This is a genomic window from Bacillus sp. FSL M7-1345 (assembly GCF_038006985.1).
Classification (GTDB): domain Bacteria; phylum Bacillota; class Bacilli; order Bacillales; family Bacillaceae_G; genus Bacillus_A; species Bacillus_A cereus_U.
The window spans coordinates 1,210,273-1,234,150 of the sequence record NZ_JBBOWG010000001.1; the positions used below are offsets into that span (position 1 = coordinate 1,210,273).

Genomic DNA, 23,878 nt, shown 5'->3' on the forward strand with positions numbered 1-23,878 from the left:
TCCTCTAAAAAAAGCACGCCGTCTACCGGCGTGCTTCTAATTATGCAAGGACCCTTTTAGCCAATTTCGCGCTCGATACGCCCCAACCGGAATTTGAATGAGTGAAGTTTCATTTCCGGCATCAATCCCGTACAATTGATCGCATGAATTTGTATCAAAACTTAGTAACGGATGCCCACCCATCCCCATAGCGGTCGCAGCTAAAACGAGTCTATGAACGAGCATGCCAGCTTCCATTTGATGAATTCGATATCCTCTATAACCTAATTTACTTTTATAGTAATCTTTATTTCCGATTACATGTAGACAAAGTGGTACTTGAAAAAGATTGACGTTATCCATCGTCATACTAGATTGAAGCGGATAACGAAGGTCTCCGTACCGAAGTGGCTGTATGGAATGTGTCCTACTGTTATAAGCGTAAGCGCCGTTTTCTATGTCTTTTACGTTATAAAAACATCCATATAATGAGACTCGTGCGCTTTCATTTAAAGAATTTCCATCAAGATCGTTGTAATAAGGGAAGGAGAGGCTCGCTGCTTGGAGTAGAGTAGCGAGCTCGGCTGCATCCCATTTCGTTAAAATAAAGTCAGAATCAGGTGAATATCGTTTTTTACAAAGTTGTAAAAAATCATATGATAAACGTTCCACTTTAGGTAGCTGTACAGCATGTGGACTATATTGTTGTCGTTCTTCACAGGTAAATGTTTGGAAGTGTTCTGTCGATTCAATCATAGATGCCGCGTTTATTTTTTTTATCATCGGATAGTCATCTACATGTTTTGAACGAACGAAATGCTCATGTGTTAACGGCGGGATTTGCTGCAGTAAGTCATGAGAAGTAACGGTTTTATTTTCACGATGATCGTCGTGAAACCAATCTGTATTCGGTTCTGTACGTAAAGGAATAACAGCATACACACTTTCTGCACCTTCTGACAGTCCAAGTAAATGATTCATTGCCCGGTCTAGAAACTGAAAATATACACCATTTGTATAACCAAATTGTTTTGCACATTCAAGTAATTGACCGATGAGAACACCGCTATCTAATCCTTGCAGACGATACGAAAAGTTATTGTATTTAAAGAAGTTTTTCCAAAACATAGTGGATACGAATGCAGCACCAAAACAAGAATGAATGTTACAACGATTGCCGAGTGCTTCTGTAAGATAAGAATCGAAATTTCCTTCGCGAAGTAAGATAAGACGGTGATGTGCGGCGTCGTAATGGTAAATGCCATCTGGATAATGATCAATTTTTAAATACATATATAATTCATTTGGATATAAAGCACCCCCAGAAGGGATGAATCTTCGAAATAGAGTCGTTGTTTTATTATTTTCTAGGTTAGTGGTAGGCTGACATAATTGTGTTAAACCAAATGAGTACCAAAGATAATGACCGATTTCCTCTAAGTTAGGTTTAGTAGAAGAATTCCGCAAAGTTAATGGGATTTCTAAAGAGAGAGGGATGACTGGTAAATTTCGATATAATTTATAAGGAAGTGGTGCGTCTTCCCAATCAATCTCTTTATCGGACGACATAATTTCATTAATAGAAAAATGGAGATGATGTAAAAAAGTATCCAGTTGCATCAAATTTCCCCCTCACTATGAATTATGGAAACGGATGCGGATGTGGATTTAAACTTTCATTCGTTAAAGGCTCAGCCCTATATCCAAGTGTCATCGGTACGGTATACACTCTATCTAGTCCTGTAACCCGAGTGAGATGGTGACCGAACGTCATCGGTAACATGCCTGGAATAATGACTTTTACACAATGTAAGCCGTTCTTTTCTATAAGGGGGACCGTTTGATCTACAACGATTACTTCAAGTCTAGATTGATGTAGCCGGTTTAAAAGTTGATGAAGATCAGATGTTAAATCCATATCAAATGATTGTAATGCATTCATTTCTTGGAACGTTTGCACCGGAGCATCTTCACGTAAAAGGAAGTGAAGACGTTCTTCCGCTTCTTTCAATCCGTACAGCATACTATGATCTTCCATTTTATTAACGAGGTAAGGATCTTGTAAGCAGTTTTCGTAATACTCTCTTTTTTGATCGAGCTCTTCGTCTGCTATAAGTAACATGCCTGCTATTTCATGAATTGCACTCTTTAGAGCTCGGATTGGGTCTAAATGAGAGCCTCCTGCACAAACAACGTTCATTCCATTTTCACGCGTATTTTTTGCGATGACCCATAGGCTAGGGATGCCGTGTTCCATCGTTGCGTTAAAAACATGTAATTCATACCCGGTGATCGTGCGTAACCGCTGGATCATTAATTGTAATTCCGTATCCTCTGCTGAACTAAGATCAAGGCGGGGAAGAGGTAATTCGGCATACCAAGTGAGCAAAAAGGCGTCACGCTCTACAATTTCTAAAATGCCGTGAAAAATTGCCTCTTCTAAACTACCACCAATTGCACATCCATTTGATGTTTCATATACGAAAGCATCTCGATGACCGAGGCTATAATAAGCGATTGATTCTGGAACTAAAAGTGGCTGGCTTTGTGATAAAGAGTATCCCCATACCCAGTTTTGCTCATAATCAGGATCAAACGGCTTAAATGGACAAGTATCACGATTGTAATGTTCAATTGTATGCACACCGAGTGTGAGGGGGTTCAGTGCAATATGCTCTAGCTCATGAAAACTACCATGCACATTTGACTTTTTCCCGCGCGGCGACATACCGCAATATCTTTCTAAACCTTCTAAAATAGCAGTTGCTTCACTAAGTGCGAATGAATGAGTTCGGCCCGCGACACCTTCATTGCCGAACAGTAATGGCATGTTTATAATAACATCAGAAAACGGTAATAAAGAATGTTGCATTTGGCCGTTTAAAATACCAGTCCGGTAATCTAAATAGTCTCTCGTTAAAAATGTGTTTAGCTCATGAATGGAACGACAGCGATACGTTTCAGTACTCGTTTTCAAACTTGGTTGTAAAGAAATTTGCGCTGCATCTGCTGTATCGTCAGACAAATTGCTGCATACCGGACAAAGAGGGTCTGGAAGAAACGAATGCCGGGTACATTGTAACGTTTGTAAGTCCAATAAAATGAGTTCATTGTCTATAGAAGAATGTTTGTTAGTTAATATCTTCTCTGTTTCAGCATGAATGAGCTGGCACATTTGTAACATTCCATTTTGGGTGGCGCGTACATCACGCCTCGTCACGTTATCTGCTTTTAATGCATATTTCCGTTGTAGTTCCCACATTTCTTTTTGATCAAAGCCAGCTATAAACCGGCGTCCATCAGCGCAGTGGGAACATCCAGTTGTAAGAGGCTGAACGTAAGGACCGATAATACCTTCACCAAACGAAGTAAACGCGCGAAGCCACGGAATATTATTTGAGCGAAAGATAAGCTCAGCATCATGATGTACGGAAGAAGGAGACCCGTCATGTAAGACGAGAGCAAGATGAATGTTTTCAGGGAGAATTTCTGGAATGGTATGCTGGCGGATGAGTGAATATTGCTTACACAATTGCTCATGTACATAGTCTGTGAGTAGGCCATCTCCTATAAGTAATATGTTTTGAGTCATTGGTCATCCTCCTTTGCAATTAATACCCCATATACACCGTCTAAGTTGTCTCTTAAAAATGACTCAATAGCTAAATCAAAAACGAATGGATAAAAGTTGTTTTCCGTTAAATTTTGCAAAGCAACTTGTAAAGACTGTACGCCCGGAATTTCTTCCTCTTCTTGTATTGCTACTCTAACAGAATCCGTACTATATAAAACAATGGATGATTCCGGTAACATATTAGCTTTATAAGGAATCTCTTCATTTTGAATATGAAGGAGTGCTTGTTGCAGGGCATTTCTTAACGCGAGTGTTATATTAATATTTGCCGCACCATACCATCTATCATTAATACCGATCCAAACGACAGGAAAACCAAGTAATTCCTCACTCATTCCTACTTTAGGTATTTCATGAATTGCAGAGAGAGCATCGTAATAAAACCTACAATGTTTATCATGAATTCCGGTTAAATCAAGCTCTGTAATCTCTTCTAGCATATGTGATTGGCGTTCACATAACTTATTATTTAAATGTTTTTGTAGTGCTCGGTATACACCTTCTGTCATCGTTTCCCCAGCACCAATACCGATATCAGTATGTTCGGGGATAAGACGATGAATCATTTCAGCTACATATGTTTCAACTCCTGTTAAACCAGCTTCGCGGCGTGCTTCATTATGAGTTAATCCACCGCAAGTTATAGTAGGAAGGGGAGAGGTAGGTCCATCTGATAATGGGTTTGCAACTTGAATATAGCACTGTGATAAAGGCAATTGGTGTAAATCTTGTTCATCCCACATGTGGAATATGCCAGTTTCTTTAGAAGTTAACGTATCAAAAAAACGAAAAAGTTCAGTTGAAGTATATTGTCCGGAACGGTGGGCAAGGTTTTCTTGAAGATTTTGCACTGTGTCAATTGTAAAGATTTCATCGGTTGCGAGAAGATGTTTTATGAAAGGGTGCCACTTTCCTTCAAGTGTTTCCAAGTTTAATAAAAAGAATTGAGGATTATGCTGCCTGTGTGAACCTTCAGCGACATGTTTAAATAACTCAAAAACGATAACATTTGCTAACATAGCAGATGCAATTGGTGAGAAAGGTTCAGGTGGATTTTCACTTTGTAAAGTAGTTTCGTGTAGACGATGCCAAGCTGATTCCCAGCATTCTTCACGGTCTGCGGTTACGACGGGTCCAGCTAAACCAATTCTTGATAAGCAAATAGCTGGTATGAAATTTTTCCTAAACTCTCTACAAATAGTATGGATTGCTCTTAAACTCTCAATATCTCCATTTTGGGAAACGTATAAAATCCAGTCGAAAGGCTCGAATACTTCATGCAAAGGGCGATCAATTGCAATATCTATTTCTTGAATAAGTACATTGTCATCATTTGCATATGCACGTTCGCTTAGTTCATGAATTCGATCGTAGTTTGTTTCAGCACGATCTGTAACAAGATAATGAAATGTAGGTAAACCAGATTCTAATAAAGAAGAAACTAGGGAAGTAAGCATATCGCCAGAACCAATTATAAGCACATTTGCTGCGCGGTACCTTTCGAATTTTAAAGCGCCTGAATGGGAATCAGCTTCTAAAAACTCAATTTGCGAAGCGTATCTGTCGAGTAATGCACTGTTTAATTCGTGGGGAGCATCTTGGCTTACATCACGAACGAAACCATTTTCATATAAAATCTCTCCAATTTCAAATACTCGATTTTGATAGGGGAGAGGGAGACCATCAGTTATTTCTGTCAAAGAATGATTACCGTTAAACATAGGCATTAATTTCTCAATCCAGTCATAAATTCCATCACCATCCATACGGAATGAACTGGAGTTATTTCGAAAGTAAACACCCCCGTTTGAATCGGGGAGGAAGAAAGTATCCTTATTTGCTTTAAGCTTTGCATGAGCTGGAAGGTTATTCATGTTTATCCCCCTTACGCTTTAGGCATACATTATTAGTCTATGTGGTGTGATTTGTCCCGTATGAATACAATAAAAAAAGGCTGTAGAATGTTTCATTCTACAGCCTTTAATAGATTAATAATCTATCAACCTTCTAATAATAATGATTTTGGATCTTCAAGCATATCTTTAACAGCAACAAGGAAGCTAACCGCTTCTTTACCATCAACAATACGGTGATCGTAAGATAGTGCAAGGTACATCATTGGGCGGTTTTCCATACGCTCGTTATCGATCGCAACTGGACGTACTTGGATTTTATGCATTCCTAGAATACCTACTTGTGGGCTATTTAGGATTGGTGTAGACATTAGAGAACCGAACACGCCACCGTTTGTAATCGTAAATGTACCACCTTGTAGCTCTTTTAATGAAAGTTTATTATCGCGTGCTTTCAGACCTAAATTACGAATCTCGCTTTCAATTTCAGCGAAGTTCAATTGGTTAGCATCGCGTACAACTGGAACAACTAATCCATCTGGAGCTGCTACTGCAATACCGATATCATAGAATTTTTTAATGATAAGCTCATCGCCTTGAATTTCAGCATTTAATAATGGGAATTGTTTTAATGCTGCAACAACTGCTTTTGTGAAGAATGACATAAAGCCAAGACGTACATCATGTTTTTTCTCGAAAGCATCTTTGCGTTCTTTACGTAATTCCATGATTGCACTCATATCAACTTCGTTAAATGTAGTTAACATTGCAGATGTTTGTTGAACTTCTACAAGACGTTTTGCAATTGTTTGACGGCGGCGGGACATTTTCACACGCTCAACTGGTTTTTCGAATTCAGTTTTTGCAACTGGAGCCGGACTTTGTTTTGGAGCAGCTGGTGCTTCTTTTGGAGCTGCAGCGTGAGCTTGTACATCATGTGGTCTCACACGTCCAAGTAGATCTGTACTACGTACGTCGTTTAAGTCGATTCCTAATTCACGAGCCATTTTGCGAGCAGCTGGTGATGCGATAGGACGATTTGTATTTGGTAAACCTTGCAACGCTTTATTTTGTTCAGCACTTGGAGCTGCTGCTTTCGGTGCTTCAGTAGTTTCTTGTTTTGGTTGCTCATTAGCCGGAGCAGGTGTGCTTACTGCAACTGCTGCGCCGTTTGCATCTAAAATTGCGATAGTAGCGCCAACTTCAACTGTATCTCCAGGTTCGCCTAGTAACTTCGATACAATACCTGAATCTTCTGCAATGATTTCTACATTGACTTTGTCAGTCTCAAGCTCAACAACGCTGCCACCTTTCTCAACTTTGTCGCCTACGTTGATAAGCCATTGTGAGATAGTTCCTTCTGAAATAGATTCTGCAAGCTCAGGTACTTTAATTTCGATCATTTTAAATGTCCTCCCCTTATTTGCCTAACGGTGTGTTTTGTCTTCTTTAATCTTCGGTAATCTCCATTTGTTAGCCCGGCTGTGGCAGACTATCTGCCACAGCTGAGCCTGAAAAACTCATTGTTACTTTCAGTTGCTGAAAACTTCAATTTCTTGTTTATCTTGACGGAAGTTGTACTTCACATCTAAAGCGTGTGCAACGATTAATTCTTGCTCAGCTTTGTGAGCGAATGGATCGCCACCAGATGGGCTAGAACGATCTGGGCGTCCAATGTAACCTGTTTTCACTTTATCCCCAGCTAGTTCAAACAGAATTGGAGCCATGTAATGCCAAGCGCCCATATTACGAGGTTCTTCTTGAACCCAAATGATTTCTTCTAAGTTTTTAAAGCGTTTAATAATAGATTGAACTTTTTCAGCAGGGAATGGGTACAACTGCTCGATACGAACCATATGAACTTCATCTAAGTTGTACTCATGCTTACCACTTTCGATTTCTGCTGCTAAGTCAATTGCCATTTTACCTGTACTTAAAACAAGGCGTTTTACTTTGTTTGGTTTTGCACCAAGGTTTCCTTGTTCTAAAGCAGGTTGGAAACGTCCTTCACTTAACTCACTACCTGTAGAAAGTGTAAGTGGGTGACGTAATAAGCTTTTCGGCGTCATAATTACTAATGGTCGAACAGCCTCTGTTCCTAAGATAGATGCTTGACGGCGCAAGATATGGAAGTATTGTGCCGCGCTCGTTAAGTTTGCAACTGTCCAGTTGTTCTCCGCAGCTAATTGTAAGAAACGTTCTGGACGTGCACTAGAATGCTCCGGTCCTTGACCTTCATAACCGTGTGGTAATAGAAGAACTAGACCTGATTTTTGACCCCATTTCGCTCTTCCTGCTGAAACATATTGATCAAATAATGCTTGCGCAGTATTTGAGAAGTCACCATATTGCGCTTCCCACATCACAAGAGTTTCTGGAGCAAATACGTTGTAACCATATTCGTAACCAACAACAGCAGCTTCTGATAACGGACTGTTATGAACAGAGAATGATGCGTTAATGTTCGGTAAGCGATGTAATGGTGAATATGTTTCGTTTGTATCAGTATCGTGTAATACGATATGACGATGCGCAAATGTACCACGCTGTGAATCTTGACCAGTTAAACGAATTGGCGTACCTTCTTGTAAAATAGAAGCGAATGCTAACGATTCAGCAAGTGCCCATTCAATTTTACCGTTTTCTTCAAGAGCATCTTTACGGCGCTCAAGAATTTTCTTCACTTTTGGATATACGTTAAAGCCTTCAGGCCAAGATAATAGTCCTTCATTAATTGCACGAAGTGAGTCAATTGAAACACCAGTGTCAATCGGTTGAATTCCTTTTGCAACAACTTCTGGAACTTTAACGTGAATTGTTGCAGCACTCGTATCAGCTGGTGGCACTTGTGCGTATTCAGCCTTTAATTCCTCTTGTATAAACTGAGCAATTGTTTCAACCTCATCTGCATTCAGAACGCCAGCAGATTGTAATTGATCTGCATAAATTGCTCTTACAGTTGGGTGGTTTTTAATTTTTTTGTACACTTGTGGTTGCGTAACTGCTGGATCATCCATTTCGTTATGACCATATCGGCGGTAACCGATTAAATCGATTAAGAAGTCCTTTTTGAACAGCGTACGATATTGGATCGCAAGGTTTGCAGCAGCAAGACAAGCTTCCGGATCATCAGCATTCACGTGAACAATCGGAATATCGAAACCTTTTGCAAGGTCGCTTGAATATTTAGTAGAACGAGAATCATAGCTATCAGTCGTAAAGCCGACTGCATTATTTGCGATAACATGGATAGTTCCGCCAGTTTGGTATGCATTCAATCTACTTAAGTTCAATGTTTCAGACACAACACCTTGACCAGGGAATGCAGCATCACCATGAACTAAAATTACGAATGATTTTGTAGTATCTTGTTCTGGAAGACCAGATTTTTTACGATTCTCTTGAGCTGCGCGTGCGAAACCTTCAACAACAGGGTTAACGAACTCAAGATGACTCGGATTATTTGCTAATGTAACACGAGTGCTAACTTCTTCATTACCAACGACTTGTTCTCTACCTAAATGGTATTTCACGTCGCCAGTCCAGCCAGCATTTGTCTTTACACCTTCTATTTTTGCATGTTTGAACTCAGCAAACATGTGACCATATGGCTTTTCTAATACGTGAGCGAGTACGCTTAGACGACCACGGTGAGCCATACCAATCATGACATCTTCAACGCCGCCTTTAGCACCTTCTGAAACAATTTCATCTAGTACAGGTACAAGCATATCAACGCCCTCTATTGAGAAACGTTTTTGACCAACGAATGTTTTATGCAAGAATTGCTCGAAACCTTCAACAGCAGTTAAACGTTTTAAAAGAGCAGTTCGTTTTTTATTTGATAATGGTTGACGCAATGAATTTGATTCCACCATTTGATGCAACCACACGCGTTCTTCACTATCTTGTATATGTGAGAATTCATAAGCTAAAGATTTTGTATAAACGTCTTTCAATCTATGAATTACATCAAGTGCAGTGTGAATACCCTCTGGTGCATCTTGCCATACTGTTTTAGCTGGAATCGCTTTCAAATCCGCATCGCTCAGTTCGTTCATTGTTTTCTCGATAAGAGATTGCCCATTTGCAGCATCTTCCATCGGATTAATGTGAGCCAATGTATGCCCGAAAGAACGAATCTGTTCAACAAGTTGAACGACTTTAAGAATCTTTTCAATGTTCCCTGTGTTTTGAGGAGAAAAATGTGTTGCTGTGTTGTCCCCTGTTACGACATCATCTTGAAACGAAGGAGCTCCAAAAATTTCAAAAAGCTCTTGTAATTCCGGATCAACAGAACCTGCTCCAGTTACGTAAAGATCATACTGTTCAATAACATAACCAAGGTTCGGACCATGGAACTTGGCCCAAGGGTTTGTCGTTGTATTCTTCCTCGTCATTTGTTTAAACCTCCCAATGCATATAATCCTTTTCCTATACAAAAGGTGCATTTTGCTCTTTTTCAATAATTGATGAACTAATAATTAATGTAAATGTTATCTTTACTCTTATGTTATTACAATAATTTACATAATACCAAACACTATTACTTATCTGTTTTGTAAAAAAACATTCACAATTACTTATCACCCAAGTTAATCTTTCATGTTATAAAGTAATTTTACAGAAAAATGGGGTGGATATATTTGGTATACCTACATTAATAACTATAATTGTTGCATTTAAATATAAGTATAACTATCAGAATGTTTTGATAAAACTTAGTTCGAATTATGTATATTGAAATAATAAGCGCTTTCATTGATATTATACAACAATACAACGGAATATAGTATAAAAAATAAAAAATTATGAATTTACCATAAACTTTATATCGATAGTGTTAAATATTGAAAGGAAAATGAAGGATTTCTACAAAAAAAGTGGCTATACATAAAAAATGCTTCATAAACCGTTAGTTTCTATAAATATGGCGAAAAACAACGTAAAAACAATAGCGCACATCACCCAATAAGGAGAAGAATGAAATATTTTAAAAGGATAAAACAAATATGGAGATATTAAATTTTCACAAAAGCGGGGAGGAGATATAGTAACGGCTATATACATTGTTCCATGTTTCATTTCAAAATAGACGTGCTGAATTTGAAAAAGTTTCTTCTATATAAATAGAATGCAAAATAATCTAAATGAATGTAAAGGAACCTTGACGTAAAGTTTCCTTTACCTATATACTCGGTATAAGGAAGGAGGGAGAAATTTCCTTGGAAAATAAAATGGTCGAATACCGAAAAAAATTTGGACTATCTCAAGAAAAATTGGCTGAGAAACTTGGGGTTTCCAGACAAACCATCATTTCAATTGAAAAAGGGAAATATGATCCATCACTTCCATTAGCATTTGAAATTGCAAAAGCATTTCAGACAACGATAGAACATGTATTTATTTATGAGGGAAAAGAAGAGGAGGAATAGAGGTGAATTATTCACAAAAGTACTTTGTTATTATGGGAATTATTTTTCTGTTTATGAGTGGATTTATGGTACTAACGGGCGTAATGACGCATTCCGCACCGCCGGCTATAACTTATCCATTGCTTGCAATGATGATTATGAGTTTCTGCCTAAGCTACTTGCACCCGCAATTTAAAGAAAAAGATGAGCGAATGAAACTCATTCGTTATAAAGGAATGTTCGTGACATTTTTTGCATTAACAGCATACTATCTTCTTTTCTCGATTGGCTTAAACTTAAAAGTAATTACACTATCTGCGGTTGAACTATTGAACATATTAATGGCACTTACGATGAGTACAGTCTTTATCTCGTTTGTTGTTTTATCGAAAAGATATTAAGATGTAAGAGAGAAAGGAAGATTAACATATGCAAATGATGTACGCTTTTGGCATGGGGCTTGTTTTATTTTTAGCGGTGTTCCTATTTATTCGTAAAGACGTTCAAGGTGGGACGTTAACGAAAAGAGGATTTTATAAAATGATCGGCTGTTTAGTTGTTATGTTTATAGCGATTATCGTAATGATCGTTTTAATTAATAAAACATTATAGAATTTAAAAACGGAACCTTACTTTATAGTAAGGTTTTTCTATTTGAAATTAATACTAAAAATCACCATAAAAACCATTTACTAACTATATTTCCTATTATATAATCCAATAAAATGATAGAAAGGAGAATAGTATATGAACAAAAAAGCTATCTTCTTTTTATTAACATGTCTACTACTTATAGCTAGTATTACTTATATAATATGTAACAAACGAGAACATGTACCACCTATATTAGTATGGGAGGGCCAGGAATACTACATTACGAATGAACCTGCCAAAGCAGAAGAAGTCGGACAAAAACTTGGCGAAGTAACAAAGAAAATTGAAACGAGCAAACAGCCTACTAAAGATAGCGAATCCAACATATTACAAGAAAAAACAGAAGTATTTGAAATGATTTTAGAAGAAGAGGATGAAAGGCGCCCCATACTCGTAAAAGAACCTAATAGTGAAGAATATAGAGTAGCAAGGCCGATGTTAAAACAAGTACTATAATGAAAAGGAGATTCATATGCAGACAGTAACTTCATATCCGTGGTCTTTAAGAAAAATATTTGTCTTTTTCCTTTGCTTTATTCTGCCTCCTATCGGTGCCATTTACATTTTGATGAATAGAGAGGCATTACAAAAAAGAGATATCATTTCATACCTATTATTTGCGGCTACTAATATATCACTTTGGTTATCGCTTATGGTTTTTGATCGGAGCATATGGATGGTAGCAGGACATTATGTACTTGGAGTAATTATTATTGTTTTTTCAAATATGAATAAGAGATAAACCAGCAATCTTAAAGTTGCTGGTTTTTATTTTATAAAGAAGGCCTTGTAAAAATACTACAAGGCTCTTTGTCTTTTGGGAAAGAATAGAAAACAAATCATATAAATGATATACTAAAAAATGTTTGTAATGTAAGTTTCATACTATTGTATAGTGATGACTTACTAGAAAAGATAAGAGGAGAATGAACGTGAAAAAGGTAAAGAAATTATTGCTGCTAATGATGGTAATAGGATTAACAGTTGGTGTTCTAGCAGGATGTGCAAACCCGAAAGATACTGCTGAAGAATTTTTAACAGCGATACAAAAAGGTGACCTAGAAAAGGCTCGCACATTTGTTGAAAGTGATAAAGAGTTTAGTAAACTAAATGAAAAAACAGACGATGCTGACGGAAAAGCAATGCTGAGCGCAATTACGAAAAGCTTTAAATTTGAAAAGCTAGAAGAAGTATCAAAAAAGGATGACAAAGCAGAAGTGAAAGTGAAAGTTACATCTGTTGATCTATCTATTGCCGTAACAAAAGCAATGGGAGAAGTTATGCCAATGGCCTTCGCTAGTGCCTTTAGCGAAGACAAAGAGCAATCCGAAAAAGCAATAGAAAAAACGATGACATCAACTATCATCAAAAACTTAGCGGATAAAGAGGCAGCAATGGCAACTCGCGAAGTTACATTGAACTTAAAGAAAGACAAAGATGGCGACTACAAAATCGTTGCTGATGACAACCTACAAGAAGTGTTGTTTGCTAATGCGAAGTCTTTGGAGAAGATGTTTGGTGGGAAGTAATTGACCTAGATAAAGAAGAGACACCATATCACGTAGTAGGTTGATATGGTGTCTCTTTTTTATGACCCCGGAGAGGTTCGAACTCACGACCTCCACCCTGTCAAGGTGGCGCTCTCCCTGCTGAGCTACGGGATCTTCAAAAATGCTTATGTAATAGCATCTTTAATAATTATGCTAAAGCAATTATATATAATTAACTGAAATTTTACAATATTTTTATAGTAATCTGTTAAAGGTAAAGTATTTGGAATCACGCTAGTAGTGTATTAAGGAATAGATAAGAAGAGCATCTAATTGAAAGTGGATTTTGAATAAACCGGTTATATTATGATTTCCGATACCAATCCAAAGGACTGTTATCACTTAAATCAACAAGAAAAGGAAATAAGAAGTGTAAAGGTAAGCTTATAAGTTCAGGCATAGCGTTCAATGTTTTCTTTGATAGATATTGCCGTCCGAAACAATACGGACAATCTTTTTCAAATGTTATGAGAAGCGACCATACATCTTTTACTTTCCACTTCGTGTTACAATACGTGCAACGCGCCATGGAGTTCCTCCTCATTTTAAAGTGTTTTCTAATATATCCCATTTTATTGTGCTAAAGTCAAGTGTATTTGGTGTGATAGAATGTAAGTTGGTTTGTTTTTTTATATGGATGTATTCCGTAATTTATGACTAAATGAATGTAGTGTGAGGATTATATAGTAAGAGATTTTCATTTTTAATATGCAAATTGGCCAATATATCCTTTTTACAATTTTCAAGAAATCATGTATAAAAGAAGTACAAGATATTTATAAATATTCAGGAGTAGAGGGAGAATAATTGTAATGGTAAGAAAAACGTTCAAGATACGTGTGTCTAGAAATAGAACGATTTCGATTGATGGTTCGATTCTTGATGTGGATGTGACGCATGATGAGTTTTTGCAAGAGTTCGTTGAGTGGGTCGATTCTAAAGGTTGGTCGTTTATGGGTATGACGGATGAGATTACAGCTGAGGAAGCTGGGCAAAAGTTAATAGATTCGTTGATTGATGAGAAGGATAAGAAAGAGTAATTCCTTCTTATTTTTTATTGTATATTTATGTTCCTCATCGTAAAAGTGTGATATAGTAAAAAATAGTGAATATTCTTCCAATTTAATACAAATTACATATAGATTGGCAGAGTTATTTTATAGAATGTGAAAGTAAAGTGAAAAGGGAGAGTCATATGGTAAATTTTAAGAAAATTTCGGTTTTTATTATGGTTATTTGTTTATTTTTTTTGACACCTATGACGTTATATGCTGAGACGAATATTGGAGTAAACCCGGAGCAAGTGGCACCTCCACCTGCGGAAGGGCCGAATGTTTTTAGTCAGTTTGCGACTACGATTGATGCGAAAACAGGAGATATGTTGTACGACAAAAATGCACATCATCGTGCGTTCCCTGCTAGTATGACGAAGGTGTTAACGGCGATTTTACTGATGGAGCATACGAAGCCAGAGGATCAATTTACGTTTTCACAATTAGCATTAGATCAAGAGAAGAGTAATTATCAAATTGAGTTTCAACCTGGTGAGACTATTAATAGAAATACCGCACTTATGATTTTAATGGTGCTGAGTGCGAATGATGTGTCGTATGCGATTGCGGAGCGTATTGGAGGAAGTGTTGAAAATTTCGCTAATATGATGAATGAAAAGGCGAAGCAATTAGGGGCTAAAGATAGCCATTTTGTAACGCCAAATGGATTGCATGATCCAAATCATTATACGACGCCATATGATATGGCCATGATTACGAGAGGTGTGCAAAAGTATCCTGAAATTTTACAAGCGATGAATACGAAAAGAACGACGGTTACGACATCTACGCAAACAGTGTCTATTTTTAATAAGTCTACTTATTTTGAAAATCCATATAGCATTGGTGGTAAGACAGGATTTACGAATGAAGCGCGCAATACGCTCGTTTTATTAAATGAGAAGGATGGAAATCGTATTATAAATGTAGTAATGGCTTCTCAAAGACCTGAAATTTATGAAGATTTGAAGCAGATGGCGGAATATTCTTTTGGGCAATTTACGAAGCAAACGGTACTAGATAAACATAGTTGGCATCAAAAGACAACGTATTTAAATAAAGATGTTGATTCTGAATTGGAAAAAAGTGCTGAGCTTATGCTAAAGAAAGATGAAGGGAAAAATGTAAAAACGGCTTTTCGGATTAATTCAGTGGATAAAGAATCTTTGTATCAAAAAGGAATTCATCGCGGTGAAGTAGTTGGTGCGGTAGATATTATAAAAAATAATCAAACGATTGCGACTATAAATGTTCTTTCAAAAGAAGATGTTACGTTTGCGATGCCTAAAAAAGATACAGTTGCACCTGAAGTAGAGGAATCCAATGTGAAAGTGATAAGTGTTGGGATAGGTGCGATTGTATTATTTGGAGCCATTTTATATGTAGTGCTGCGCCGAAATAGACAAGGAATGAAATCAGAAGAGAAATAAATTGTTAGTATAGAGACTGTGATGAGGTTTTGTCACGGTCTTTTTGTATGCATTTTAAAAATGATTTAACTAATAATTGTAAATTTTCTTATTGCATTTCTGTATTGTTCGTTATATTATTTACTTGTGTTCTTGTTAAAGAACTAAAGTGGATATTACATATTTCAAATAATATAAAACAACAGAGAGGGAGAGAGACGATGAAATTCGTTTGGAAGATTATTAGCAACGTTATCTCATTTGTTTTATTTGCATTGATGGTTTTTTTAGCTTTTGTAGTTGTTTCGTCAAAAGCGAGTGGCGGGGATCCAACTGTGATGGGATATCAATTTAAATCAGTGTTATCAGGATCGATGGAACCGACATTTTTAACAGGATCAATCATTGCAATAGAGCCAACGAAAGATGGCTCTAAATATAAAAAAGGCGATGTTATTACGTTTAAAGAGAAAAATGACAAAATTATCACTCACCGTATTATCGGTGTGAAAGATACAAATGGAAAAGTAATGTATGAAACAAAAGGGGATAACAACAACGGACCAGATTTAGCACCAGTACTTGCAGAGAATGTAATCGGAAAGTATGCAGATATTACAGTTCCATACGTTGGTTATGGACTGAATTATGCGAGTTCAAAAGCGGGAGCAGCATTACTTCTTATTATTCCAGGAGTCTTTTTACTTGGTTATTCCGCGATTTCTATTTTTGGCGCTATTCGTAGCATCGACGGAGAAAAGAAAGATAAAAAAGTAGAACAATCCGTATAGTTAGTTTGGTTATATCTTCCTATTAGGAAGTTAACAAATATATATTATGGGGGATTTGGACATGACTTTAAAGAAAAAATTAGGAATGGGTATCGCATCAGCAGTACTAGGAGCAGCATTAGTTGGTGGAGGAACATTTGCATTCTTTAGCGACAAAGAAGTGTCAAACAATACATTTGCGGCTGGTACACTTGATTTAGCGGCAAACCCATCGACAGTTGTTGATGTATCGAATTTAAAGCCTGGCGATACAATTAAAAGAGATTTTAAACTAGAAAATAAAGGCTCTTTAGACATTAAAAAAGTTTTACTAAAAACAGATTACAAAGTAAGCGATGCGAAGGGCGACAATAAAGATGATTTTGGTAAACATATTAAAGTAACATTCTTAAAGAATGTAGATAAGCATGAAACAATTGTAAAAGAAACAACGCTAGATAAATTGAAGGGTGACACACTTACAGCGGTAGATAATGATTTATCTGCTTGGTTCTGGGATGAAAAAGGTATTTCTGCAGGTAAGTCTGATAAATTCGCAGTGAAATTCGAGTTTGTTGATAATAAAAAAGACCAAAATGAATTCCAAGGCGATAAACTAAATTTAACTTGGACGTTTGATGCACAACAAACAGAAGGTGAAGCAAGATAATAATAAAAAAGGGCTATCACATGGATAGCCCTTTTTCTATTTTTCTAGCATATGGCTATCATTTTGTATAGTTCTTTATTATAATAAAGATAATGTTCTGTATAAAGAACGCATTGTTCGATGGGAGAGATTAAGATGCTGAAAAGACCGCGTAATTTAAAAAAGATGCTTATATTGCCGTGTGTGTGCTCTATTACGTTTTATTTAGGATCTCAAGTCATGACGCATACAGAAGCGGCATTTATTCATGAAACGAAAGTAGAAGCGACGCTTTCTACAGCAATTATATTTCCGAAAACAGTTAATACGTTAAAAGAGCAAGCTGAGCAACATAAACAGTTTATTGAGCATGAGTATGGAACAATGAAGGGGAAATTGAAAGCAACTTCTATTGAAGAAATAGAACAGGCAATTGTAGTATGGCAGCAAGGACGTGAGAAAATTACTTCTGAGAAGGAAGCTTTACAAAATGTATATACTGCAATAGAAACTCCTTATAATCAAATACAAGAAGAATTAAAGGGAAATAAAGATGAGTCGATTCAGCAAGTAGCTTTATATGTGAATGAAGGCTTTCGCAGTATAAAAGAGAAGCGCGATTATATTGAGAAAGAAGTTAGCTTGCAAGCTATTGATGAACAGATCCAGGCTCTCCAGCAACAATTAAATGTTGCAATTGAAGCGGAAGGGCAAAAGAAAGTAGAAGAACAGAAGAAAGCAGAAGAACAGAAGACAGCAGAAGAACAAAAGAAAGTAGAAGAACAGAAGAAGATAGAAGAACAGAAGAAGCTAGAAGAACAGAATGAAACAGAAGAACAGAAGAAGCTAGAAGAACAAAAGAAAGCAGAAGAACAGAAGAAGCTAGAAGAACAAAAGAAAGCAGAAGAACAAAAGGAAGTAGAAGAGCAGAAGAAAGTAGAAGAACAAAAGAAAGCAGAAGAGAAAAAGAAGGTAGAAGAACAGAAACAAACAGAAACAGCTAAGTAGCCTGAGCAAGTGATTTAATGAGAATGCTACTTCAACTAACCAATAATATTGTGGCTAGCACGACTTAGTGATCGTCATGAAAGAGAATAATGTATATAAGTGTGAGGGAGTATTTATCCTCGCACTTATTGTCTTGCTCTCGTGTGCTTCTAATAGAAAATGTGTTGGATGAGCTGAAAAAACTGAAAAATCAAAACAATATTGAGAAATAAAAATAATTGAAAATACTAAAAAAATATGGTTGTATTTATATAGGTTTGTTCGTTATAATGAACTTAAGGTTTTTAGAAAAGAACAAATATTAGCTAAGCTAATATAGTTTTAGTTACACCTCTTATTTTGAAATAAGAGATAAAAATACAAAAAACAGCTAGGGGGAATTGATTGTGAGTCTGAAAAAGAAATTAGGTATGGGAGTTGCATCAGCAGCATTGGGGTTATCTTTAATTGGTGGAGGAACATTTGCATTCTTTAGTGATAAAGAAGTATCGAACAATACATTTGCAGCTGGGACGTTAGATCTTACATTAAACCCTAAAACGCTTGTAGATATTAAAGATTTAAAACCAGGGGATACTATTAAGAAAGAGTTCTTATTAAAGAACGATGGTAATTTAACAATTAAAGATGTTAAATTAGCGACAAAGTATACTGTTAAAGATGCAAAAGGTGATAATGCTGGTGAAGACTTTGGTAAGCATATTAAAGTGAAATTCCTTTGGAACTGGGATAAGCAAAGTGAGGCTGTATATGAAACAACTTTAGCGGATTTACAAAATGTAGATCCAGATCTTTTAGCTAAAGATATCTTTGCTCCTGAGTGGGGAGAAAAGGGTGGATTAGAGGCTGGCACAGAGGATTACCTATGGGTACAGTTTGAATTCGTAGACAATGGAAAAGAGCAAAATATTTTCCAAGGTGATTCATTGAATTTAGAGTGGACATTCAATGCTAACCAAGAAGCTGGAGAAGAAAAATAATAAAGCAAAAAGCGGGGATTTCCCCGCTTTTTTTTATAAAGAAAAAAAGAAGTGCCCGTTTTAAGCACTCTTTCATATGTATTATTGTTGATTTTTCTTCCATTGTGTAAATTCAAGAAATTCACGAAACTGTTCTTTTGAGACACCGGAGCTCATCGCATCTTTAACGAGTTGTGTCCATTCGGAGTCTAGATGACTTTCTGTTGTTGTTTCATCGTGAAGTAACGTATCAACTGGAATTTGTAGAACAGCTGAAATTTTTTCGAGAAACTGAATGGAAGGGTTTTTTTGTAAATTTCGTTCTATAGAACTAATGTAAGATTTAGCTACACCAGCTTTTTCGGCGAGTTCTGTTAGTGAAATGCCCTTTTGTAAACGAAGGCGTTTTATACGTTCTCCTATCATATTTGCGCACCTTTCTATCAATATGTAGTCGTCTTATGATGTGATTATTATAACATAAACTTCGTTAAAAAGAACGAGGCTATTGAGCCTGGCTCGTATGCTTCATACGTTGGAAAAAGTGTTCAATATCTTGCAGGGCAATGCCAGCATCTAGAGCTTCAAGTATTAAATCAATCCATTCTTGATCTAGTGAGTCAGCCTTATCTTTGTACAAATGTAATTCCTCCCTAATTATTGGTCATAATTGCTGCTACATAGTAGACGATAATTAATCGAATTTTATATTTTATGTATCAAATTATCGAATATTGTGTAGATGAAACAAAGATAAAATCCCCATTAAATTCTCTCTATGGAAATTATAAGGTTTCTGCCAAAAATTTTCAATATTTTCTGAAAACATTGTTGAATTGTGATATATTCGTATACTAACTATGAAATTTTTACAAATATATTAAAAAAATTACATAATATAACTAAATATTGAAAATATATTGAATTTTTAATAATATAGAGTATGTAATACATATTTTATATTAGGGGAGGCAATAAGGGATGAACAAGAAACCATTTAAAGTGTTATCATCAATTGCTTTGACAGCTGTTCTAGGCTTGTCGTTTGGTGCTGGAAGCCAGTCTGTATATGCTGAAACGCCGGAGAACAAGACAGCTACAAGCCCAGTTGATGATCACTTAATCCCAGAAGAGAGATTAGCAAATGCGCTAAAAGAACGTGGGGTAATTGATTCGTCGGCTTCAGAGACAGAAACAAAGAAAGCTGTCGAAAAGTATGTAGAGAAGAAAAAGGGTGAAAATCCTGGAAAAGAAGCGACAAATGGGGACCAACTTACGAAAGATGCATCTGACTTTTTAAAGAAAGTGAAAGATGCGAAAGCAGAAACGAAAGAAAAATCAGAGCAACCAGCAAACGGGACTGCAGCAGGAACAGGTCCAGTTAAAGGGGGCTTAAATGGTAAAGTACCAACTTCACCAGCAAAACAAAAAGGATATAACGGTGAAGTTCGTAAAGATAAAGTACTCGTTTTACTTGTAGAGTATGCTGATTTCAAGCATAACAATATTGATAAAGAGCCTGGCTACATGTATTCTAACGATTTTAACAAAGAACATTATGAAAAAATGTTATTCGGTAATGAGCCATTCGCGTTAGAGGATGGGAGCAAAATCGAAACGTTTAAACAATATTACGAAGAGCAATCAGGTGGTAGTTACACAGTGGACGGAACAGTCACAAAATGGTTAACAGTTCCAGGTAAAGCTGCTGATTACGGTGCAGATGCTGGTACAGGTCATGATAATAAAGGACCAAAAGGACCACGTGATCTAGTAAAAGATGCATTAAAAGCTGCTGTAGATAGCGGACTTGATTTATCACAGTTTGATCAGTTCGATCAATATGATGTAAATGAAGATGGGAATCAAAATCAACCGGACGGTTTAATCGATCACTTAATGATTATTCATGCGGGCGTTGGACAAGAAGCAGGCGGTGGTAAATTAGGTGATGATGCAATTTGGTCACATCGCTGGACAGTTGGACCAAAACCATTCGCAATTGAAGGTACAAAAGCGAAAGTTCCATATTGGGGCGGAAATATGGCAGCATTCGACTACACAATTGAACCAGAAGATGGCGCGGTTGGTGTATTCGCACATGAATATGGCCATGATTTAGGTCTTCCAGATGAGTATGATACACAGTATAGCGGTCAGGGTGAACCGGTTGAAGCTTGGTCTATTATGAGTGGCGGAAGCTGGGCTGGTAAAATCGCAGGAACAACGCCAACGAGTTTATCACCACAAAATAAAGAGTTTTTCCAAAAAACAATCGGTGGTAACTGGGCGAACATCGTAGAAGTAGATTACGAGAAATTAAATAAAGGTATCGGTCTTGCAACATACTTAGACCAAAGTGTTACGAAGTCAGATCGTCCAGGTCTGATTCGTGTTAACTTACCAGATAAAGATGTAAAAGGAATTCAGCCTGCATTTGGTAAACAGTATTACTACAGCACAAAAGGTGATGACCTTCATACAACGATGGAAACGCCACTATTCGATTTAACGAAAGCAACGACTGCAAAATTCGATTATAAGTCATTGTATGAAATCGAGGCAGAGTACGATTTCCTTGAAGTACACGCTGTAACAGAAGATGGACAAAAAACGTTGATTGAAAGAATTGGTGAGAAAGCAAATAGTGGAAATGCAGCTACGACAAATGGAAAATGGGTTGATAAATCATATGATTTAAGTCAATTCAAAGGTAAGAAAGTGAAACTAGTATTTGAATATATTACAGACGGTGGATTGGCGTTAAATGGATTTACACTTGATAATGCGTCACTAACTGTAGATGGAAATGTTGCATTCTCTGATGATGCAGAAGGTACACCACAATTCAAATTGGACGGTTTCGTTGCATCTAACGGAATGGATAAGAAAAAGCATAACTACTATGTAGAGTGGAGAAACTATGCGGGTTCAGATAACGCATTGAAATTTGCTCGCGGTCCAGTATATAACACTGGTATGGTTGTATGGTATGCGGATTCAGCTTACACAGATAACTGGGTTGGTATACATCCAGGACATGGTTTCCTTGGTGTAGTTGACTCTCATCCAGAAGCAATTGCAGGAACTTTAAATGGCAAACCAACATTTAAAAGCAGTACGCGATTCCAAATTGCTGATTCGGCGTTCTCATTCGACAAAACGCCAGCTTGGAAAGTGGTATCTCCAACGCGTGGAACATTCGTATACGATGGATTACCAGGAGTACCGAAGTTTGATGACTCTAAAAAGTATATTAATGAGCAAATTCCAGATGCAGGACGTATTTTACCGAAGCTTGGTCTGAAGTTTGAAGTAGTAGGACAAGCTGATGATAACTCTGCAGGTGCTGTTCGTTTATATCGTTAATACAGTAAAACTACCGGGAGATTTTCTTTCGGTAGTTTTTTTGTGAGCAATGAATTTTATATAAAGGGAAAAGTTATATATAATGTAACTTTAAGAATAGAAATTTGTTACATATGAAGTCTATATAAATAATGAAAGAATTGGATAAAAATAGTGGGAGAAGGTGAGTGCATGAGTATTTCCTCTATTGTAAATAAACAAAAGGAATATTTTTATAAAGGACATACGAGAAGTGTAGAGACGAGAAAGAATAATTTGAAGAAGCTTTATGATGGAATTCAGCGTTTTGAGGATGAGATTTTTCAAGCGTTGAAATTAGATTTGAATAAATCAGTTCACGAATCATTTACAACAGAAATTGGATATGTACTAAAAGAGATTTCTTTTCAAGTGAAGTATATTTCATCTTGGAGTAAACCAACGCGTGTTCGCACAGCTCTTACTCATTTTGGATCGAAGGGGAAAGTAGTGCCAGAACCGTATGGTGTGACGCTTATTATCGCACCGTGGAACTATCCGTTTCAATTAGCAATTGCCCCACTCGTAGGAGCATTGGCAGCCGGAAATACAGTCGTTTTAAAGCCATCAGAGTTAACGCCAAACGTTTCAAAAGTGCTTACGAGAATGCTAGAAGAATTATTCCCAGAAGAGCTTGTATCGGTAGTAGAAGGCGGTGTTGAGGAAAGCACTGCACTTTTAAAGGAACCGTTTGACTATATTTTCTTTACAGGTAGTGTTGGTGTTGGAAAAGTTGTGATGGAAGCAGCGGCGAAAAAATTAACGCCTCTTACGTTAGAGCTTGGCGGGAAAAGCCCATGTATTGTACATAAAGATGCAAAGCTAGATGTAACCGCAAGGCGTATCGTTTGGGGCAAGTTTTTGAATGCTGGGCAGACGTGTGTAGCGCCTGATTATATGTACGTTCATTCTTCAGTGAAAGAGCAGTTAATCGAGGCATTACGACATGAAATCGCAGAGCAATATGGAAAAGATGCTTTGCAAAATGACAATTATGTGCGAATTGTGAGTGAGCGTCATTTTGAACGTCTATGTACATTTTTGCAAGACGGTAAACCTGTGATTGGCGGGAATTATACGAAAGAAACATTACACATAGAGCCTACAGTGTTAACGAATGTTACATGGCAAAGTGCTGTTATGGAAGATGAAATTTTTGGACCTATTTTACCAATTATAGAATACGACAAAATAGAAGAGGTAATTGAAACGATTCAGCACCATCCAAAGCCGTTAGCACTATATGTATTTTCTGAAGATAGAAAAGTGCAAGAGAAAGTGACGAGTAATATTTCATATGGCGGAGGATGTATAAATGATGTCGTATATCATCTTGCAACGCCATATTTACCTTTTGGGGGCGTTGGAAGTAGTGGGTTAGGCAGCTATCACGGTGAACAAAGTTTTCGGACTTTTTCACATTATAAAAGCATTTTGTCCCAATCTACAGCATTTGACATGAAAATTCGTTACTCTTCTACAAAAAGTGCTTTAAAATTCATACGAAAGTTGTTAAAATGATGATGGTGTTTATCAGTAGGCGTAGCCGTATGATAAAAA

General features: G+C 36.9%; 22 protein-coding genes and 1 tRNA gene. 14 read left to right on the plus strand and 9 right to left on the minus strand.

The features are described from left to right. Nucleotides 1-36 precede the first annotated feature (36 nt). From MHB76_RS06290 to odhA, 5 genes are all read right to left on the minus strand, one after another. Nucleotides 37-1,599, minus strand: a complete 1,563-nt coding sequence (locus MHB76_RS06290) for a SagB family peptide dehydrogenase (protein ID WP_078173289.1) — start codon at nucleotides 1,597-1,599, stop codon at nucleotides 37-39. Nucleotides 1,600-1,621: 22 nt separating this feature from the next. Next, a complete protein-coding gene (locus MHB76_RS06295) occupies nucleotides 1,622-3,571 on the minus strand; it encodes a TOMM precursor leader peptide-binding protein (protein ID WP_002158825.1) in 1,950 nt (649 codons plus the stop codon). Next, the gene (locus MHB76_RS06300; RefSeq protein WP_078173288.1) at nucleotides 3,568-5,487 is read right to left on the minus strand and encodes a putative thiazole-containing bacteriocin maturation protein; all 1,920 of its coding nucleotides are present in this window, start codon (nucleotides 5,485-5,487) and stop codon (nucleotides 3,568-3,570) included. Before MHB76_RS06300 ends, MHB76_RS06295 begins: the two co-directional genes overlap by 4 nt. A gap of 125 nt (nucleotides 5,488-5,612) precedes the next feature. Beyond that, nucleotides 5,613-6,869, minus strand: coding sequence for a 2-oxoglutarate dehydrogenase complex dihydrolipoyllysine-residue succinyltransferase (gene odhB, locus MHB76_RS06305; protein WP_002201328.1), 1,257 nt, complete (start codon nucleotides 6,867-6,869; stop codon nucleotides 5,613-5,615). Between the two features lie 129 nt (nucleotides 6,870-6,998). Further along, nucleotides 6,999-9,866, minus strand: a complete 2,868-nt coding sequence (odhA, locus tag MHB76_RS06310; RefSeq protein ID WP_078173287.1) for a 2-oxoglutarate dehydrogenase E1 component — start codon at nucleotides 9,864-9,866, stop codon at nucleotides 6,999-7,001. An 825-nt stretch (nucleotides 9,867-10,691) separates the two neighbouring features. Here odhA and MHB76_RS06315 point away from each other — a divergent pair. From MHB76_RS06315 to MHB76_RS06340, 6 genes are all read left to right on the plus strand, one after another. Beyond that, nucleotides 10,692-10,901, plus strand: coding sequence for a helix-turn-helix transcriptional regulator (locus MHB76_RS06315; protein WP_002158820.1), 210 nt, complete (start codon nucleotides 10,692-10,694; stop codon nucleotides 10,899-10,901). Between the two features lie 2 nt (nucleotides 10,902-10,903). Then, on the plus strand, nucleotides 10,904-11,281 hold the full coding sequence (locus MHB76_RS06320; protein ID WP_002149719.1) for a hypothetical protein: 378 nt from the start codon (nucleotides 10,904-10,906) through the stop codon (nucleotides 11,279-11,281). Nucleotides 11,282-11,309: 28 nt separating this feature from the next. Continuing rightward, nucleotides 11,310-11,492 carry a DUF3976 domain-containing protein gene (locus MHB76_RS06325; protein WP_002011459.1) on the plus strand — a complete coding sequence of 61 codons (183 nt, stop codon included), beginning with the start codon at nucleotides 11,310-11,312 and terminating at the stop codon, nucleotides 11,490-11,492. 135 nt (nucleotides 11,493-11,627) lie between these two features. Continuing rightward, on the plus strand, nucleotides 11,628-11,990 hold the full coding sequence (locus tag MHB76_RS06330) for a hypothetical protein (RefSeq protein ID WP_078173286.1): 363 nt from the start codon (nucleotides 11,628-11,630) through the stop codon (nucleotides 11,988-11,990). 16 nt (nucleotides 11,991-12,006) lie between these two features. Next, complete coding sequence (locus tag MHB76_RS06335; protein WP_078173285.1) at nucleotides 12,007-12,276, plus strand: hypothetical protein; 270 nt, start codon at nucleotides 12,007-12,009, stop codon at nucleotides 12,274-12,276. A gap of 190 nt (nucleotides 12,277-12,466) precedes the next feature. Beyond that, nucleotides 12,467-13,063 (plus strand): hypothetical protein, encoded by a 597-nt coding sequence (locus MHB76_RS06340; RefSeq protein WP_078173284.1) that lies wholly within the window; start codon nucleotides 12,467-12,469, stop codon nucleotides 13,061-13,063. Nucleotides 13,064-13,125: 62 nt separating this feature from the next. Here MHB76_RS06340 and MHB76_RS06345 read toward each other — a convergent pair. Both MHB76_RS06345 and MHB76_RS06350 read right to left on the minus strand, forming a co-directional pair. After that, nucleotides 13,126-13,198: transfer RNA gene (locus MHB76_RS06345), tRNA-Val, on the minus strand. Nucleotides 13,199-13,388: 190 nt separating this feature from the next. After that, entirely contained in the window at nucleotides 13,389-13,613 is a 225-nt protein-coding gene (locus tag MHB76_RS06350) for a hypothetical protein (RefSeq protein WP_078173283.1), read from the minus strand. A 283-nt stretch (nucleotides 13,614-13,896) separates the two neighbouring features. On the opposite strand from MHB76_RS06350, the gene MHB76_RS06355 reads away from it, so the two are divergent. From MHB76_RS06355 to calY, 6 genes are all read left to right on the plus strand, one after another. Beyond that, a complete protein-coding gene (locus MHB76_RS06355; RefSeq protein WP_340986013.1) occupies nucleotides 13,897-14,124 on the plus strand; it encodes a hypothetical protein in 228 nt (75 codons plus the stop codon). A 155-nt stretch (nucleotides 14,125-14,279) separates the two neighbouring features. Continuing rightward, nucleotides 14,280-15,566, plus strand: coding sequence for a serine hydrolase (locus tag MHB76_RS06360; RefSeq protein WP_199709449.1), 1,287 nt, complete (start codon nucleotides 14,280-14,282; stop codon nucleotides 15,564-15,566). Nucleotides 15,567-15,766: 200 nt separating this feature from the next. Continuing rightward, the gene (gene sipW, locus MHB76_RS06365; protein ID WP_078173281.1) at nucleotides 15,767-16,336 is read left to right on the plus strand and encodes a signal peptidase I SipW; all 570 of its coding nucleotides are present in this window, start codon (nucleotides 15,767-15,769) and stop codon (nucleotides 16,334-16,336) included. Between the two features lie 61 nt (nucleotides 16,337-16,397). Then, the gene (locus MHB76_RS06370) at nucleotides 16,398-16,985 is read left to right on the plus strand and encodes a CalY family protein (protein WP_002201286.1); all 588 of its coding nucleotides are present in this window, start codon (nucleotides 16,398-16,400) and stop codon (nucleotides 16,983-16,985) included. Nucleotides 16,986-17,120: 135 nt separating this feature from the next. After that, nucleotides 17,121-17,972 (plus strand): DUF4047 domain-containing protein, encoded by an 852-nt coding sequence (locus tag MHB76_RS06375; protein ID WP_078173279.1) that lies wholly within the window; start codon nucleotides 17,121-17,123, stop codon nucleotides 17,970-17,972. 386 nt (nucleotides 17,973-18,358) lie between these two features. Next, nucleotides 18,359-18,952 carry a biofilm matrix protein CalY gene (calY, locus tag MHB76_RS06380; RefSeq protein WP_078173278.1) on the plus strand — a complete coding sequence of 198 codons (594 nt, stop codon included), beginning with the start codon at nucleotides 18,359-18,361 and terminating at the stop codon, nucleotides 18,950-18,952. An 81-nt stretch (nucleotides 18,953-19,033) separates the two neighbouring features. Here calY and MHB76_RS06385 read toward each other — a convergent pair whose 3' ends face one another. After that, nucleotides 19,034-19,357 carry a helix-turn-helix domain-containing protein gene (locus MHB76_RS06385; protein ID WP_002064339.1) on the minus strand — a complete coding sequence of 108 codons (324 nt, stop codon included), beginning with the start codon at nucleotides 19,355-19,357 and terminating at the stop codon, nucleotides 19,034-19,036. Nucleotides 19,358-19,436: 79 nt separating this feature from the next. Then, nucleotides 19,437-19,571: an anti-repressor SinI family protein gene (locus MHB76_RS06390; protein WP_002011474.1), complete on the minus strand. Its 135-nt coding sequence runs from the start codon at nucleotides 19,569-19,571 to the stop codon at nucleotides 19,437-19,439. A 341-nt stretch (nucleotides 19,572-19,912) separates the two neighbouring features. Here MHB76_RS06390 and inhA1 point away from each other — a divergent pair, with 341 nt between their 5' ends. Both inhA1 and MHB76_RS06400 read left to right on the plus strand, forming a co-directional pair. Continuing rightward, entirely contained in the window at nucleotides 19,913-22,300 is a 2,388-nt protein-coding gene (gene inhA1 / locus MHB76_RS06395) for a M6 family metalloprotease immune inhibitor InhA1 (RefSeq protein ID WP_340986020.1), read from the plus strand. A gap of 171 nt (nucleotides 22,301-22,471) precedes the next feature. After that, nucleotides 22,472-23,839: an aldehyde dehydrogenase gene (locus tag MHB76_RS06400; RefSeq protein ID WP_078173276.1), complete on the plus strand. Its 1,368-nt coding sequence runs from the start codon at nucleotides 22,472-22,474 to the stop codon at nucleotides 23,837-23,839. Nucleotides 23,840-23,878 lie beyond the last annotated feature (39 nt).

Excerpts from the sequence above, each read along its gene's own strand:
- odhB (WP_002201328.1), bottom strand. The coding sequence starts at position 6,869 with ATGATCGAAATTAAAGTACCTGAGCTTGCAGAATCTATTTCAGAAGGA.
- MHB76_RS06295 (WP_002158825.1), bottom strand. The coding sequence starts at position 3,571 with ATGACTCAAAACATATTACTTATAGGAGATGGCCTACTCACAGACTAT.
- MHB76_RS06400 (WP_078173276.1), top strand. The coding sequence starts at position 22,472 with ATGAGTATTTCCTCTATTGTAAATAAACAAAAGGAATATTTTTATAAA.
- MHB76_RS06360 (WP_199709449.1), top strand. The coding sequence starts at position 14,280 with ATGGTAAATTTTAAGAAAATTTCGGTTTTTATTATGGTTATTTGTTTA.
- MHB76_RS06325 (WP_002011459.1), top strand. The coding sequence starts at position 11,310 with ATGCAAATGATGTACGCTTTTGGCATGGGGCTTGTTTTATTTTTAGCG.
- sipW (WP_078173281.1), top strand. The coding sequence starts at position 15,767 with ATGAAATTCGTTTGGAAGATTATTAGCAACGTTATCTCATTTGTTTTA.
- MHB76_RS06290 (WP_078173289.1), bottom strand. The coding sequence starts at position 1,599 with ATGCAACTGGATACTTTTTTACATCATCTCCATTTTTCTATTAATGAA.
- MHB76_RS06350 (WP_078173283.1), bottom strand. The coding sequence starts at position 13,613 with ATGGCGCGTTGCACGTATTGTAACACGAAGTGGAAAGTAAAAGATGTA.
- MHB76_RS06330 (WP_078173286.1), top strand. The coding sequence starts at position 11,628 with ATGAACAAAAAAGCTATCTTCTTTTTATTAACATGTCTACTACTTATA.
- MHB76_RS06375 (WP_078173279.1), top strand. The coding sequence starts at position 17,121 with ATGCTGAAAAGACCGCGTAATTTAAAAAAGATGCTTATATTGCCGTGT.
- MHB76_RS06335 (WP_078173285.1), top strand. The coding sequence starts at position 12,007 with ATGCAGACAGTAACTTCATATCCGTGGTCTTTAAGAAAAATATTTGTC.
- MHB76_RS06385 (WP_002064339.1), bottom strand. The coding sequence starts at position 19,357 with ATGATAGGAGAACGTATAAAACGCCTTCGTTTACAAAAGGGCATTTCA.
- MHB76_RS06300 (WP_078173288.1), bottom strand. The coding sequence starts at position 5,487 with ATGAATAACCTTCCAGCTCATGCAAAGCTTAAAGCAAATAAGGATACT.
- inhA1 (WP_340986020.1), top strand. The coding sequence starts at position 19,913 with ATGAACAAGAAACCATTTAAAGTGTTATCATCAATTGCTTTGACAGCT.
- MHB76_RS06355 (WP_340986013.1), top strand. The coding sequence starts at position 13,897 with ATGGTAAGAAAAACGTTCAAGATACGTGTGTCTAGAAATAGAACGATT.
- odhA (WP_078173287.1), bottom strand. The coding sequence starts at position 9,866 with ATGACGAGGAAGAATACAACGACAAACCCTTGGGCCAAGTTCCATGGT.
- MHB76_RS06370 (WP_002201286.1), top strand. The coding sequence starts at position 16,398 with ATGACTTTAAAGAAAAAATTAGGAATGGGTATCGCATCAGCAGTACTA.